Origin of the sequence: Nitrosopumilus sp. (genome assembly GCA_029862745.1) — an archaeon.
Lineage (GTDB): Archaea > Thermoproteota > Nitrososphaeria > Nitrososphaerales > Nitrosopumilaceae > Nitrosopumilus.
The window spans coordinates 99,284-113,820 of sequence record JAOTWS010000003.1; the positions used below are offsets into that span (position 1 = coordinate 99,284).

Sequence of the window (14,537 nt, forward strand, 5' to 3'; positions counted from 1 at the left end):
ACAAGTAATTCACAAGATTCAGGATTGAGTGATTTTTCATATTTAAAAATATCATTAATTATCAACATGTGTTGAGGAGAACATGAATAACTACTAAAATTAATCAACAACCCAACAATAAAAATTCCAAATGCAATTATAATTAAATTCTTTAAATTAATTTTTTGAAATATCAATTTCCATTGTTGAGACGTTACGTTGTTTTCCATCTTGTGAAGTTAAAGAGTCAGATGAGATTCTCACGTCACTAACAAAATACCCTACTGAGTCCATTCGTTTAACTATCATTTGTGAAACATCAACAGCTTGTGTGATTCTTTTTCCACGGGCTTTGATTGTAACTGTAGGCCTTGTAGAAAGTTGAGTCAGAGTTGCTGAAACATAAGTCATTATGGGTTTAATACCAACAAAAATCACATCACGTTCTTCGTTAGAATGTGGTGAATCAGAAAAATAGTTTTTATCACGAGGTTTTGAAAAGTCATCAACAGTAGTTTTTGATGCAGTAAATTGTGGTTCGGATGTTGGTTCGGATGTTGGTTCGGATTTAAGTCTAGAACCAAACTCAGATAAAATATCTTCTGCATCTTTTGATTTGTTATTGTTGCTCAATTTTAAATTCCTATTATAACGAAATGCTCTTTGGCTTTTATTTAATTTTTCAGGTTTTTCCATTAAGATAGTCGTCAAATATTTTTTCAAGATCATCATTATTACCACATTTTCTAATTTTATCTACTAGAGCTGTCTCTTCTATCTCATAACAGTTCAGAACATCTTGAGAATCTTTGAAAATCAACATTACTTTATTCTTAAAAATACAATGATAAAGTTTTTCTTTTTCCATTTTTTCAGGTTTTATGTTTACACCTTTTTCGTCAGCAGAAACAGGATATTCCATAAAAAAAGTGAATATAGACAGTATTTAGATGAAGTGAGTCAATTATTCAACAGTATTTTTTCTATATTAATTCAAGAATTAATTGTACATTTTGATTTAGTTTTGAGAAGTAATAAATTTTGGAATTAGTCATGGTTTAAATTCAGATATAGTGTATGTGTATAAAAAGTAAATCTAGACTTTAGTTCTAAGAATGTTTTGATTCCATATAATGCAACTACAACGGCATAGGTGTAAAAGATGCCATATAGAGTTTGTAAAAAACAGATTGCAAGATTACGTTAATTACTTGTATTGAAAATTAATCAATTGTATCATTTTTTAAGAAAAGTTAAGATGAAAAGGTTGAAGGAAAAAAATTAAATCTTCGATATCTAACTGATAAAGTAAATGATGAATATCATATATTGGAATTTTTGATTAATCAATAGAGATATAATATTAATTGGATTAGAAAATCAAGGAATTGAGAAAAATCGAAGTTATTTGTTATGAGCAACAAAGTCAAAGCGTAGAGTTTACCTTTAAAAAATATAAAATTCCGTTTCATTCTGAATTAACTTTAGCAGAAGACGAAAAGCTTTTGAGATATACCGGAATATGCCCTGATTCATTATCCAGTGGTTTGGCAAATGAATTAAACAAGATGATAGATACTAGGAGAAAAGAATTGTATGTGACTAGTTTTGCAATAGAAGCAACTCTTTCTGACTACCTTTCAAATTATGTAAAAGAACTCGAAAAAAAGCAAGTCAAGGTAAAAAAGAAAAAATTGATTGAAGAGTATGAGTCAATAATAGAGCCAAGTGTAAGTTTTAACAAGAATCTACTTTTCATGATAGTTATTGCAGCAGGTGTTGCAGCTGCAGGGCTCTTTGCAAACAACGCTTCGCTTGTGATAGGAGCCATGCTTATATCTCCGCTACTTGGTCCAATATCGGCATTTTCATTCAACACAGCAGTTGGAAAGTCCGACAAGATGATCAAGTCATTAATTTCAGGTATGATTTTGTTGGTGGCAGTTATTGGTACAGGTGCACTCCTGACTGCAATCACAATCCAGTTTACGGACTTGCCGATAACAAATGAAATTTTATCTAGAACAGAAATCTCGCCAGTATTTTTAGGAGTGGCAATTGCATTAGGATTTGCAGGAGGTATTGCAATGACTACAAACATTCCAGGAATTCTGGTCGGAGTGGCAATTGCAGCTGCTTTAGTGCCTCCAGCCACAGTTGCAGGGATTGGAATCGCATTGTTAAATTTCGATATGTTTTCAAACGCACTGACACTCACTGGAGCAAACATTATTGGTTTAGTACTGGGAATGATGATAGTTTTTTTCATTGGTGGGGTAACCCCAAGAAAATTTTTCGAAAAAGAAAAAGCCCAACAACATATGATCATCACAATAACAATTTTTATTGGTTTGAGTATTCTTTTAGGATTTTTATTGTTTAAACCATAATTAGATAAATCATAATTTCTCAATATCTAACAGAAATATAGGACATGATGTATTTTCAACTATTTTTCTTGAAACACTGCCTAAAGATAGTAATTTTTTTATTCCTTTTAGTTTTCTTCTCTTTGACATTACTACAAGATCCACTTTTTGATTTGTAATCACTCTTAAGATATTTTCAGCTGCATCACCAATTTTCACAATGACTTCAGATGGGATCCCTTTTTCTTTACATTGTTGGGCATATTTTTCCATCTTTTTCGCCATATCTTCCCTCATTTCCTTATTTGCAGTATCTATACTCTTTAGCAGATTTTTATGTTCAGATGAAGATAGAGTAAATGATGGAGGATATTGTATTTCTTCTACTATATGTAAAATTATAATTTTAGATGAAGTACTAGCTAGATAAATTGCGTGTTCTAATGCTTTATCACCTGCTTCAGTTCCAGCATGAGGTACAAGAATTGTATTATACATAATTTGAAAACATCATATTCGTTATTTAAGATGAGATAAATTCTCAATCAGTATGATCGTAGTCATAATCAAATAGTAGAGATCTTTACTTTGGAGATATGCTATCCTAAAAACTCTATTCTATCTGATTGTAATGCCATGCAAATATCCCATGGAGTAACAACTTGATCATGATAAATTACACATGGATGTAACATAGAATACATGATTTTTGAAAGATCTGCCAAATTCAAGTTTTTGGAAATTTTTTTGCCTTCTTCAAATTTCAATGATTCTTCAATATGCAATTCTAAGAACTTTATATTTCTAAAAAAATTGAATTCTTGGGCAATACTCTGAATGAGTAAGCGATCACTTACAAAATAATTTGTATCTTTTAAAAGTAGTTTACGGGTTTTTTTTTCTAACATCAAACTGATGATATCCATTATGGTGTTATCTTTTTCAAATGTGATTATTTCTTTTTTAGGTAATTCCGATATGGTGAAATCTGTAACACAATTAGCGCCAATTTCAAGTATTTTTCTTGCAGATATTGCAGAATACCCACCTAAAGTATTAGGAATGATTGAAAATGCTCTCCTAGTCTGCTTCCATTTTTCCAAAAGTTCTTTCAAAGTAGTTTTGTCTGAGAGTATAACCAGATCTTCATCTGTAATTTGCTCTACAGTCATATTATCAAAAAAGTCTGATGAAGGGTTTTTGAAAATACTCTCAATTATTTCTTTACCTCCAATTACTCCAATAGGTTTTTCATCTTTTTCTGTAACAACAAGTGAATCTGTGAATGATTCCAAGTAGTGAATTAGCATACTTGTTGCAACCCACACCTTGTTTTCTTTTCGTATACTTACAGCAGGAGTAGAGCTAAAAGATAGTGGAAGTAGATCTTTTAGACTCAAATTAATAATTGACAAAGATTATTCATTATATTCAAAAACATCATATTATAATAACTATTTTTATTACACCATGTCTCAATTAGAATATATTTTAATGATCGGGATTGCTTTAAGCGGAAAAACTACATACATTAAATTAAATTTTAAGCATAAACGCATAGCATTATCTCATTTTAATAATAGAGAAGAAGAGCTTGAGTGCATAGAGAAGTATCTCCAAAAAGGAATCAGCGTGGTAATTGATGACACGAATCTGACTGAAATAATCCGTAAACAACATATTAAACTTGGTAAAAGATACAAATCAAAGATAAGAGGAGTTTTCATGAATACTTCTCAGATAATTCTTGAGAAAAGACAAAAAAGTAGACGTGACCCATTTCCATTATCTGTAATTTACAAACAACTCAAGCAATTAGATACACCGTTAATTAGTAAGGGATTCGATGAATTAATTATAAAAAAGAACTAGGAATATAGATATAGATAATTCTTGTTAATGAAACCATTTAAATTGTAATTATTGATTTATGTATGACATCTTAATCTTTAGTTATTCTATGCTTTTTCTTTGTTCGTTTTTCCAATATTTTTCCAATACTTTCAAGACTTCAGAATATATCTTAAATTGTTCGGTGGTGGTGTTTTCCCAAAATGCTTGCCATTCTTGTATCGGTTTTTTGGCCAATTCAAAGTTAGATTTTCGTATTGCTTGTGACCAATATTCCAAGAATTGGTCCATCTGAATTTCTGTACCTTGTTTTATGGTATTTCTCCATGTCTTTTCAATCATTTTTGAAATCTCAGAATTAGAATCCAATGCTTTTTTCCAGATTAGAGGGTAATTTAATGGGGCATCAATGTAATTTTTATGCCAAAAATCAAAGCTAACTTTTAGGGCATTAAGCAGATCAGCACCTGACTGAGATATTCTATTTTGTGATGAATTTTGGTTTTTTTCCATATCTATCTATTCTATTAGGTTTTTTTCTAATAAAGATTGTATATTGAATTTTCAAAATACGAGATTCTGATATTAGAAACAACATGTAACCTTGGATTAATTCTTTCTAAATTATGTATTATAATTTGTGAGGTCAAAAAAAATGAATGAAACATTGAGGATGAGGATGAAGGAAAGATATTTGACAACCCATACATTTCATTTTATCGCCGAAAATTTAGTCCGTAGAAGTTTCTACAAAGGCACTTATTACGAAAAATTACTCGAAATAAGATTATCATATAAATGTCTAAACATTAATCTTGTAGTGATTTTTGACAACTTTGAGACTAGTTTGTAATGAAGAATTATTAGATCTTAATTATCATCTGTTTATTTTTGATCTTGGTTTATTTTATTGATTTTATTTAGATGAATACGTAATATAGTAATAACCAAAACATCGTAGAACAGTATTGGAAACTAGAGTAGTTTTCCACATAGACTTTGATTACTTTTATGCTCAATGTGAAGAGATTAGATCCCCAGAACTAAAAACCAAACCTGTTTGTGTGTGTGTATTTTCAGATAGAGGTGGAGATAGTGGAGCAATTGCAACAGCAAACTATACTGCAAGAAAATATGGGGTAAAATCAGGAATTCCAATCTCATTTGCAAGAAAAAGGCTAGAAGACAGAAAAGATGCCATATTTTTGCCCGTAGATTTTGACTATTATTCTGAAATATCTGAGAAAGCAATGGAGATAATGAAAAACAACGCAGATATTTTTGAATATGTAGGAAGAGATGAAGCGTATTTGGATGTAACAGAAAGAGTAACAAAAGATTTTGATAAAGCTGGTCATCTTGCTCAACAAATAAAAAATTCAATCAGAGAAAAAGTGAAACTTAGTTGTTCTATAGGAATTTCACCAAACAAACTAGTTTCAAAAATTGCTTCTGATTTTTACAAACCAGACGGTCTTACTATAGTACCTCCAAATAGAATAGAGGCATTTTTAGAACCACAGAAAATTAGAGTCATTCCAGGAATTGGAAAGAAGACAGATGAAAAATTTGCAGCGATGAATTTGGAGACAATCCAAGATTTGAAAAAATTAGACATATTTACTCTGAATAAAGAGTTTGGAAGAAAAAGTGGAATTTTCATCTACAACTCAGTAAGAGGAATAGATAATGAACCAGTTAAAAAAAGAGAAGCAAGCATACAGTATAGTAAAATTACAACATTAAAAAAAGATTCAAAAGATTATCAATTTTTATCAGAAAACATTACAGAATTATGTAAAGAAGTACATGATATATTAATGAAAAACAATCGAATGTTCAAATCAATTGGCATATACTTTGTACAATCAGATTTATCAAATAGATCAAAATCAAAAATGCTGCGAAATCCTACAACAAGCCTAGAAGAATTACAAAAAAATGCGGATCAATTACTAAAGGAAGCAATGGAAAATCAAATAATCACAATCAGAAGACTAGGAGTTAAAGTTTCAGATCTGTCAGAAGTACAAGGTCAAAGAGAGATTACAAGTTATTTCTAAGTTCGATTTTTATCAAGTCGATTAAGACGCCTGGACTCTATAATCATTACAACAAGGATGAATGCAAATAACCAAGGCAAGAACATTATCTCTCCTGCAATTTTATGATATTCTTCCCATGCTACAGGGTCAGTAGTTACCTTTAGCGCATACCAGGATAAGGAAAAAATTCTAATTAAATTTACAGTGATTGTTCCAATAATTCCTAAACCAAAATAAATAATTTTTCTATTTCTAGAGATATTTAGTTTTAACATAAATGCTCCAATCACCAACGAAAAAATAATTATGCTGTGAACTCCAGCTGATGGCCAAAAAACTTGAAGTGCCATAGAGCCATGATCTCCACGTAAAAACATGACATTATCCCTCCCCACTGCAGTTCCTAGATCAAGTACCGTGATTAGCCATACATTGGCTTGAACAAAATATGGGACAATGTATTGTAAAGGACCGAGTGTATCATATGGAAAAAAGGCATCAAGTGAAAGAATAATTCCTGTTCCAATCAAAAATATAGGACCAGCAGGTGCAATTCGAATCCAACGTTTGCCAAAGAAAATACTCAAGGCAACAACTACAAAAATAGCCATCACAATGAAATCCCACATCCATGTCCATGAATAGATTAATTGTACATCAAACAATTTTGCAGATTCAATAATGTAATCTCTAAGACCGATTTCTAATGAAATAAGGTAAACAATAGTAAGAGCAGATAATGGAATTACAGAGAGTAATCGTTTCTTAGAAATAATGATTTTTAGTCCAACAAGCTCTGCAATTATGAAAACTAGAGCAAAGAAATAACCACCACGACCTTCATTCCAACTCCAAGCAACTGAATCAGGAAATGCAATTATTGAGAAAATGATAGGGCTAGAAATAATAAAAATCCCAAAAATAAGATTCCAATTCCGCATTAAATTCATCTCAAAAAAAGGCAAATAAAAGTCTCAACTTTGTGAATTTTAAAAAATAATTCATTAAGAATAATGATTTGACTGTGATGATATCATTTACATAGTTAATTTTATCAAATTCATTCTTTTTTCTAGGGCATTAAATCTGAATTTAATGAACGTTACAGTGCTATTCAGACTACTGTAAGATGTGTTTCAAACTACAAAATTTGCAAAAAGATAACTCAAATACATCATGAGTTAATCTTACATTCAATTTTGAGTGATTTTACAGTAGTAAAATATGTCACAATAAGAACAGCAATAGCAATTAGTCTGATTGGGATCTCATAATTAGTGAGAAACGCAGTGGTTGTTGCGCCAATTGAACCAAATGTAGAGATTACTGCAAATCCAACAGGTCCACAACTACATGCACCTGCAATACTTCCAACCACTGAACCAAGAATGCTACCACTCATTTTTTGTTTTGAACTTTTAAGAATACTGATTCGAAAGATATTCATTGGAATAACCAAAGCAGACAATGCCGAAAGTGTCACAATCAGAAGCAACCCAAGTTCAGTTCCAGGAGGCAAATGACTCACAACATAAGGTTCTAAGAATACATATTCAGACAAAATAAGTAAAACAATTAGCATTGATACAAAAATTGTAAATGAAATAATTAGATACATCAAATTTGAAAACACGAGTTTGATTGTTTGTATCATTTAGATCATAGGATCCAGAATTTGTTTAAATACAGTAAATGGTTGAGCGCCTCTAATTTGTTGTTGTTCATCAGAGCTTACTATAAAGAATCCAGGAGTTCCGTTCACATCATGCTCATGTGCTTGTTGAATATTATACTGAACACGCTTTGAGTATTTTTCAGAGTCAAGACAACTGTCAAACAAATTCATATCAAGCCCCAACGAAAATGCAAATGCTTTGAGTCTTTCAGAATTTGCCCAACCTCCATCAATTTCTGGTTCCTGTGAATTGTAAAGAAGATCATGGTAATCCCAATAAAGTCCTTGATCCTCAGCACAATATGATGCTTGTGCAGCTTTTGGAGAATCATTTCCTAGAAATGCTAAATCTACAAAAACAAGATTTACTTTTCCAGTATCAATATATTCACGGGTTATAGATGGTTTTGTATTATGATACCAATTGTAACATTGATGACATTGATAATCACCGAATTCCACAATAGTAATAGGTGCTGAAGGATTACCCAAAATTGGAGAACCCATAGAAGTAGAAATAGTACCATGAGTTCTAGTTATATCAAGATTAACAGTTTCAGGAGTTGAAGAAGATGCAAGTATTGCAACTGCAACTATTATAATAATCACGCCCAAAATTAAGAATTTTTTATTCACAATTAAAAATACACTAAGTTGGTTAAAAAAACTTATTCCAAATTACGAGAAGACTTTCGTTTGAACAAATCAAGAAATTTTGCAATTGCAGTATCTACAGGACACACGTCATATACAATATTTGAGGAATGGCTAACAAGGTGTTTTTCAAATTTCTCTCTAGATTTAAAAACAAGATCACATTTTTCACAATAAACTTTGGTAACTCCGTCACCACTTTTTTTCATATTAAACTCTTGTAGATGATGCATATAAAGATCCTTACCACCTTACAGTTTAGAATATAAAATAGATTTTAAGATATTCTTTTTCAACAAGAGGAAAAGTTCAAATCAGAATCAGACTGAAAATACTCAAAAGAAATTAAAGATAATGAATTTTCATATGTGTAGTAAGTTCGACTTCATACTGAGTTATAAAACCACAATGAGGGCATGAAAACATTTCAAATTTATTTTGGTCATCACGTTCTATTATTCTTCCAGAGACAGATGTTATCTTTATCATGTTATTACTAGCGATTACTGCAAAATTTCTTCCTTCGCCTATAAAATCCAAAAATTCTTTAATTGCAGAAATGACTAAATTAGTATCAAGAATTTCGTCATCATTTAAAGTTGACAAAGTAAATTGGTTATTTTTTAAAGTTGGTATTGCTGCAACTTGATCCGCAACATAAACTAATAATTCACTTTTAATAGAAATCACATCCTTACAGTCAATTATAAGCATAAAAATTTACATTCAAATCAATATTTTAGTTTAACATTAATTTGAAAATTATTATTATTGATTGATATTGGATGTTTGAGTAGATGAGCGATTCAGAGACGTTTGGAGTGGAAAAAGGTCACGGTAAAGAGGTTGTATCATGGTTAAATGAACAATCAAAATCTCAATCAATGAAACTTGAAGCAAGATTGTATGGATATAGTATTTCTACTAAGAATTTTGGAGATTTTGAAATGTTTTCATGGATGGGAGATGTACATACTGCAAGAAAGATGATAATCAAAGCAAGTAAAAGATTCAAGGTTAAAATCATTGAGGGAGGATATAAACCAAAGGAGAAAGTAATACGGATGAAAAAATTTGATTTTGCCAAAGTCAAAAGAGGTGAAAAAACAATAGGTCAACTAGAATTTATCGCATCACGATTTGGCAATAGTCAATGGGAAATTCAAAATGAAGAAAGGCATTAAAAAAAGTGACAATGGTGAATCACAAGTAATGAAAAAAATTGGAATTATAGGACTAGGAATGCTTGGGAGTGCAGTTGCATCACATTTAGTAGATTCAGGGTTTATTGTAACAGCATATAATAGAACAAATGATAAAACATTGCAATTAAAAGAAAAGGGGGTAAAGATAGTATCATCTCCAAAAGAGGTTGCAAAAAATTCAGAGCTAGTTATAATAATAGTAAGAAATGCAGAAGCTGTCAAAAAAATATCATTTGGAAGTGACGGTATCGTTAAAGGAAATCATGACAAACTAATTGTTGCAGATATGAGTACAATTGATCCATTAGAGTCCAAAAATATTTCAAAAAGGTTTCAAGAATACAACATCAATAAACTGGACATACCAGTTATGGGAGGACCAAATGTTGCGATCAAAGGTCATTTGGTCATGATGATATCAGGAAATAAAAAAAGTTTTGAAAAATGTAAAAAAAGTTTTGAAAAAATTGCAAATAAAATTTTTTTCTTAGGAGAAAACGAAGTAGCACATACAATCAAGTTAGCTATGAATCTACAGATCACAATGCTTGCGCTTGCATTATCTGAAGGAATCATACTGGTTAAAAAAGCAAATGTAGACCCAAAAATATTTCTAGAGATTTTAAACTCTACATATTTCAAAACAGGTATGAGTGAAAATAAAGCGTACAAGATGATAGATGGAAAATATGATGTGACATTTACACTTGCAAATCTTAAAAAAGACATAAGTACAATGACAGATGCGGCCAAATCATTAGATGTTAAATTGCCAATGATCAAAAAAGCAGAGCAGATCTATGAAAATGCAGTAAAAGCAGGATTTGGGGATATGGATTATACAAGTATTATAGAATATATCAAAAAGATCAATAATGTAAAATAAATCAAGATCACGAGTGGAATTCAACAAAAATTCTATAAGTTACTAATTCTATAGTATAGTATGAGATTAAAAGACAAAGTAACCATCGTTACAGGAGCATCCAGTGATATTGGTAAAGGAATTGTAAGGAGGTTTACAGAAGAGGGATCCAAAGTAGTTCTAATTGCAAGGAATTTAGAAGAATTGGAAAAAACAAGAAAAGAGGTTGGAAAAGAAGCACTAACAGCATCAATTTCATGTGACTTGACTGATGAATCTCAAACATTGCAGGCAGTTAATCAGATCATGGACACATATGGAAAAATTGACATTTTAATAAATAATGCAGGGATAATTAATGATCCCATACACTTTCATGAAATGAAAAATTCTGAAATAAAAAAACTCATAGATGTCAATTTGTTAGGAGTGTTTAATATGACAAAAGCAGTTATTCCAAAAATGTCAGATGTTAAAAAGGGTGTCATTGTAAACATAGGATCTATTTCAAGTGAACGTGCAATCCCGAGAGTTCATTTGGCAGTATATTCATCAACGAAAGCAGCAATCGTAATGTTTACAAAATCAATTGCAGTGGAATATGCAAGAAAAAATATTAGATGTAATTGTGTAAATCCAGGAATCATTAATTCTGGAATGATAAAATCGTACCTTGATGATCCTCAAGCTAGAAAAGTTCTTGAAGAAAGATTACCACTTGCAAGAATAGGGGAACCAGCAGATGTAGCAAATGCAGTTCTATATTTAGCATCAGATGAAGCAAATTGGGTTACAGGGACTGTGTTAAATGTAGATGGTGGAAAAACAGCTTCAGAAGGATGATGAGTATTTTTCAAAAACTAAATTTGACAACAAGTGTAATACAAATGTGGGTTCATGAATAATACCTTGTAATAATAGTCCTTCCAAGATCGTATGGTATCTTTAAGGTAATATTTGATATATCACTATCTAAGATAATGCATCCAAATACAAATTCATCAATTATGGAATCGTGATGTATAACACTAGATAAAACAGATATAGTAGAATTTAGTTTGAAACTTTTTACAATTGCAAGCACACATTTACTTTTCTTCTCAAGAGGAAGAGATCTCATCATTATCTTTACCTAAATATGCCTTGTAGCTTAGACTGGTAACTACCATGATAATTCCAGTTATTGCAGACCACAGAGTAAAAGATAGTAATTCAGATTCATCCATATGGAGTTATGGTTTACTTAGCATCTAAAGTTTAGGATTGAAAATCTCAAATAGATGGAATTCAGAGTTTGAAACATCTAAATAGATTTAATGATAAACAGGATTATGCCTGAATTGATATGCCCTGACTGTGGAAAACGTCTATTTCACGAAAATGAGACCACATTAAAGATAGAAGAGACAATCCATTCAAAGTTTTGCAGAAAAAGCGAAGGTAAAACTCATAGCTATATGCACAGAGATCCTTCACATATGGAAACTTTTGATTCTGAAAGAGAAAATGACAGTGAGGGTAATCCAGTATTGAAAAAATAACATTCACCAAACCTCAAAATTATATCCTAGATAATTTTGATTTAGATTAATTGTCAGAAGAATATCATTATGATTTAGTAATTGTCGGGGCAGGGCCAGCAGGATCATCAGCAGCTTTTGCAGCCGCTAAAGATGGAGTAAAAGTTGCCTTACTTGAAAAGGAAGATGCGATTGCAGAAACTGTTAGAACAAGCGGTGTAACTTGGATTCAAAATATCAAAGAATTTGGAATACCAGATGATTGTTATAATCCAATCAAAAATTTTTCATTTTGTTCTCCAAATAATGAAGTAACCATTAGTGATTCAATTCCAAGAGCTGCAGTATTAGATGTAAGAAAAACATACAGATGGTTAGCACATGAAGCAGAGAAATTAGGGGTCGATATTTTTGTCAAGACCAACATTAATGCAGTAATTAAAAATGATAATGGGGATATCCAAGGAGTTAAAGGTTCAAGTCCTAAAGGAAGAACGATTTTTTATTCCAAAGTGGTGATTGATGCTACGGGGTTTACTTCAATAGTGAGTAAGGCAATGGGTTTTGTAACGCAGTGGAAGAGATTTGGTGCTGGAGCAGAATATGAAGTAAAAGCAGAGAATGTAGATCCAAATACATGGTATCTAATGGTGGGAGAACAATATTCACCTGCAGGATATGCATGGATTTTTCCATTAGGAAACAATATTGTAAGAATTGGGGTAGGCGTAGGAAAACCAGAATCAAATGTAGACCCTACTCAAAGACTTAAAGTCTTGATGGATAAAAAAATAGGACCTATAAAAAAATTAGGAAAGATAACTCCGATAGAATTTCATTATGGTCTAATTCCAAATGATGGATTGTCAAGGAAAACAGTTTTTAATAATCTAATTTTAGTTGGGGATTCAGCTGGACAAGCAAATCCACTTGTATTAGAAGGAATTAGATACGCAATAAAATACGGGAGAGTAGCAGGAAAAATATCAGCAAATGCGATAAAATCTGGAAAAACAGATGAAAAAGCACTTTACCCATATGAAGTAATTTGGCGAAAAGAAATTGAGTCAAAAATTAATTCAGCAGGAAAAGTTCAGGATAGATGGATAAAGTTGACAGATAGTGATTGGGATAAAGAATTAAACATAATAAAAGAATTAAAACCAGAAGAATTTATTGATTTCATTAAAGCAGAGTTTGGATTAACAAACATGGTTAAGTTGGCAACGCATCATCCAAAACTTGCAGTTAGACAATTATTCAATCTAGTTAAAGGAAGATAGTTAACAAACATCAATGGGGCAACGATAACATCTAGATATTGTATATGATTCACATAGATACCAGATCCAAATACGTGTTATAACACTTCATTAAACAATCTGGACTAAGAATGTATTTTTTTATCATATTAAGACGTGATCCATCAAATGAAAACTATTGAATTTGGTTTTTGACAGTATGAATAATTAATCTAGTAAGACGTGTAAATTAAGATATATTGTTACGGAGGATAAATACATATGATTTACAAATTATTCTGTTTAGTCTTATGCATTGAGAGTGTTTAGACTTATCAACTAATTTATCACCACAATATAGAGATGATTCATCAGATAATTCATTTCAAAACCAATTATTGAAAGTTAGATACAAGAAACACATGGAAGTTGTTCATCTCAAAGATCATAAAGCCGAAGATTATATTGGAAATAAAAAATATAGTGAATATGGACAAGGTTAGAAAAACTTTTGACAAATGGGCTGAAAATGGAAGGGCTGAATTAATGGAAGTAGAACATAGAGATAGTGTTCTAAAGTTTTTACAAAAAATACCATTTGATAAACCATTTACATTTCTAGATGTCGGATGTGGAAATGGATGGGTGGTAAGAAAAATAGTAAATAAAAAAAATTGTAAAAAAGCTATTGGGATCGATAAAAGTAGAAAAATGATCATTCAGGCTAGGAAAAAAATAGTAAATAAAAAAGAAGAGTTCATCCACACAGATATTGAATCTATGAAATATAAAGGAAAATTTGATTTTATTTTTTCAATGGAATCACTATATTATACAGATTCAATTGACACAGCATTAAAAAAAATATTTAAATTATTAAAACCAGGTGGACAATTTTTTTGTGGGACTGATTTTTACACAGATAACAAGGCAACTGCAAAATGGGCAAAGATGATGAAAATTAAGATGCATTTACATTCAAAAAAAGAGTGGAAATTATTTTTTCAGAATGCAGGATTTAGAGTAAGCACCAAGAACATTAGAGATTTGAAGAATAGAAAAAAATGGAAACGTGAATTTGGGACTTTATTCATAATAGGTACAAAACCGGCAAAGTAATATTCAAATCCGAT

The 14,537-nt window shown here is 31.0% G+C and carries 20 protein-coding genes; 9 read left to right on the top strand and 11 right to left on the bottom strand.

Annotated features, from left to right (window positions below):
* Positions 1-156 precede the first annotated feature (156 nt).
* Complete coding sequence (locus tag OEM44_04040) at positions 157-675, bottom strand: DNA-binding protein (protein ID MDH3515969.1); 519 nt, start codon at positions 673-675, stop codon at positions 157-159.
* On the bottom strand, positions 662-901 hold the full coding sequence (locus tag OEM44_04045) for a hypothetical protein (protein ID MDH3515970.1): 240 nt from the start codon (positions 899-901) through the stop codon (positions 662-664). The genes OEM44_04040 and OEM44_04045 overlap by 14 nt, the downstream gene beginning before the upstream one ends.
* A gap of 466 nt (positions 902-1,367) precedes the next feature.
* Between OEM44_04045 and OEM44_04050 the strand changes: the two genes are divergently transcribed.
* Positions 1,368-2,369: a TIGR00341 family protein gene (locus OEM44_04050; protein ID MDH3515971.1), complete on the top strand. Its 1,002-nt coding sequence runs from the start codon at positions 1,368-1,370 to the stop codon at positions 2,367-2,369.
* Between the two features lie 9 nt (positions 2,370-2,378).
* Here OEM44_04050 and OEM44_04055 read toward each other — a convergent pair whose 3' ends face one another.
* Positions 2,379-2,846, bottom strand: a complete 468-nt coding sequence (locus OEM44_04055; GenBank protein ID MDH3515972.1) for a universal stress protein — start codon at positions 2,844-2,846, stop codon at positions 2,379-2,381.
* Between the two features lie 101 nt (positions 2,847-2,947).
* Complete coding sequence (locus OEM44_04060) at positions 2,948-3,748, bottom strand: CBS domain-containing protein (GenBank protein ID MDH3515973.1); 801 nt, start codon at positions 3,746-3,748, stop codon at positions 2,948-2,950.
* 70 nt (positions 3,749-3,818) lie between these two features.
* On the opposite strand from OEM44_04060, the gene OEM44_04065 reads away from it, so the two are divergent.
* Positions 3,819-4,220, top strand: a complete 402-nt coding sequence (locus OEM44_04065; protein MDH3515974.1) for an ATP-binding protein — start codon at positions 3,819-3,821, stop codon at positions 4,218-4,220.
* 81 nt (positions 4,221-4,301) lie between these two features.
* Here OEM44_04065 and OEM44_04070 read toward each other — a convergent pair whose 3' ends face one another.
* Entirely contained in the window at positions 4,302-4,712 is a 411-nt protein-coding gene (locus tag OEM44_04070) for a hypothetical protein (GenBank protein ID MDH3515975.1), read from the bottom strand.
* A gap of 455 nt (positions 4,713-5,167) precedes the next feature.
* Between OEM44_04070 and dinB the strand changes: the two genes are divergently transcribed.
* Positions 5,168-6,262, top strand: a complete 1,095-nt coding sequence (dinB, locus tag OEM44_04075; GenBank protein MDH3515976.1) for a DNA polymerase IV — start codon at positions 5,168-5,170, stop codon at positions 6,260-6,262.
* Here the strand turns inward: dinB and artG are convergent.
* The 5 genes from artG to OEM44_04100 all read right to left on the bottom strand — a co-directional run bounded on the left by artG (position 6,259) and on the right by OEM44_04100 (position 9,287).
* Positions 6,259-7,185 carry a thaumarchaeosortase gene (gene artG / locus OEM44_04080; protein ID MDH3515977.1) on the bottom strand — a complete coding sequence of 309 codons (927 nt, stop codon included), beginning with the start codon at positions 7,183-7,185 and terminating at the stop codon, positions 6,259-6,261. The genes dinB and artG overlap by 4 nt on opposite strands.
* A gap of 233 nt (positions 7,186-7,418) precedes the next feature.
* Positions 7,419-7,898 (bottom strand): hypothetical protein, encoded by a 480-nt coding sequence (locus tag OEM44_04085; GenBank protein MDH3515978.1) that lies wholly within the window; start codon positions 7,896-7,898, stop codon positions 7,419-7,421.
* Entirely contained in the window at positions 7,899-8,555 is a 657-nt protein-coding gene (locus tag OEM44_04090; protein ID MDH3515979.1) for a DsbA family protein, read from the bottom strand.
* 32 nt (positions 8,556-8,587) lie between these two features.
* The gene (locus OEM44_04095) at positions 8,588-8,782 is read right to left on the bottom strand and encodes a hypothetical protein (GenBank protein ID MDH3515980.1); all 195 of its coding nucleotides are present in this window, start codon (positions 8,780-8,782) and stop codon (positions 8,588-8,590) included.
* Positions 8,783-8,918: 136 nt separating this feature from the next.
* A complete protein-coding gene (locus OEM44_04100; GenBank protein MDH3515981.1) occupies positions 8,919-9,287 on the bottom strand; it encodes a C2H2-type zinc finger protein in 369 nt (122 codons plus the stop codon).
* A gap of 83 nt (positions 9,288-9,370) precedes the next feature.
* On the opposite strand from OEM44_04100, the gene OEM44_04105 reads away from it, so the two are divergent.
* From OEM44_04105 to OEM44_04115, 3 genes are read left to right on the top strand one after another with little or no spacing between them, the layout of a single operon-like run.
* Entirely contained in the window at positions 9,371-9,757 is a 387-nt protein-coding gene (locus OEM44_04105) for a hypothetical protein (GenBank protein ID MDH3515982.1), read from the top strand.
* The gene (locus OEM44_04110; protein ID MDH3515983.1) at positions 9,741-10,664 is read left to right on the top strand and encodes an NAD(P)-dependent oxidoreductase; all 924 of its coding nucleotides are present in this window, start codon (positions 9,741-9,743) and stop codon (positions 10,662-10,664) included. The genes OEM44_04105 and OEM44_04110 overlap by 17 nt, the downstream gene beginning before the upstream one ends.
* 60 nt (positions 10,665-10,724) lie before the next feature.
* Positions 10,725-11,486: an SDR family oxidoreductase gene (locus OEM44_04115; protein MDH3515984.1), complete on the top strand. Its 762-nt coding sequence runs from the start codon at positions 10,725-10,727 to the stop codon at positions 11,484-11,486.
* Positions 11,487-11,743: 257 nt separating this feature from the next.
* Here OEM44_04115 and OEM44_04120 read toward each other — a convergent pair whose 3' ends face one another.
* Positions 11,744-11,869 (bottom strand): hypothetical protein, encoded by a 126-nt coding sequence (locus tag OEM44_04120; GenBank protein MDH3515985.1) that lies wholly within the window; start codon positions 11,867-11,869, stop codon positions 11,744-11,746.
* A gap of 105 nt (positions 11,870-11,974) precedes the next feature.
* Between OEM44_04120 and OEM44_04125 the strand changes: the two genes are divergently transcribed.
* The 3 genes from OEM44_04125 to OEM44_04135 all read left to right on the top strand — a co-directional run bounded on the left by OEM44_04125 (position 11,975) and on the right by OEM44_04135 (position 14,523).
* Positions 11,975-12,184 (top strand): hypothetical protein, encoded by a 210-nt coding sequence (locus OEM44_04125; protein ID MDH3515986.1) that lies wholly within the window; start codon positions 11,975-11,977, stop codon positions 12,182-12,184.
* A gap of 50 nt (positions 12,185-12,234) precedes the next feature.
* Positions 12,235-13,446 (top strand): NAD(P)/FAD-dependent oxidoreductase, encoded by a 1,212-nt coding sequence (locus tag OEM44_04130; protein ID MDH3515987.1) that lies wholly within the window; start codon positions 12,235-12,237, stop codon positions 13,444-13,446.
* A 447-nt stretch (positions 13,447-13,893) separates the two neighbouring features.
* A complete protein-coding gene (locus OEM44_04135; protein MDH3515988.1) occupies positions 13,894-14,523 on the top strand; it encodes a class I SAM-dependent methyltransferase in 630 nt (209 codons plus the stop codon).
* Positions 14,524-14,537 lie beyond the last annotated feature (14 nt).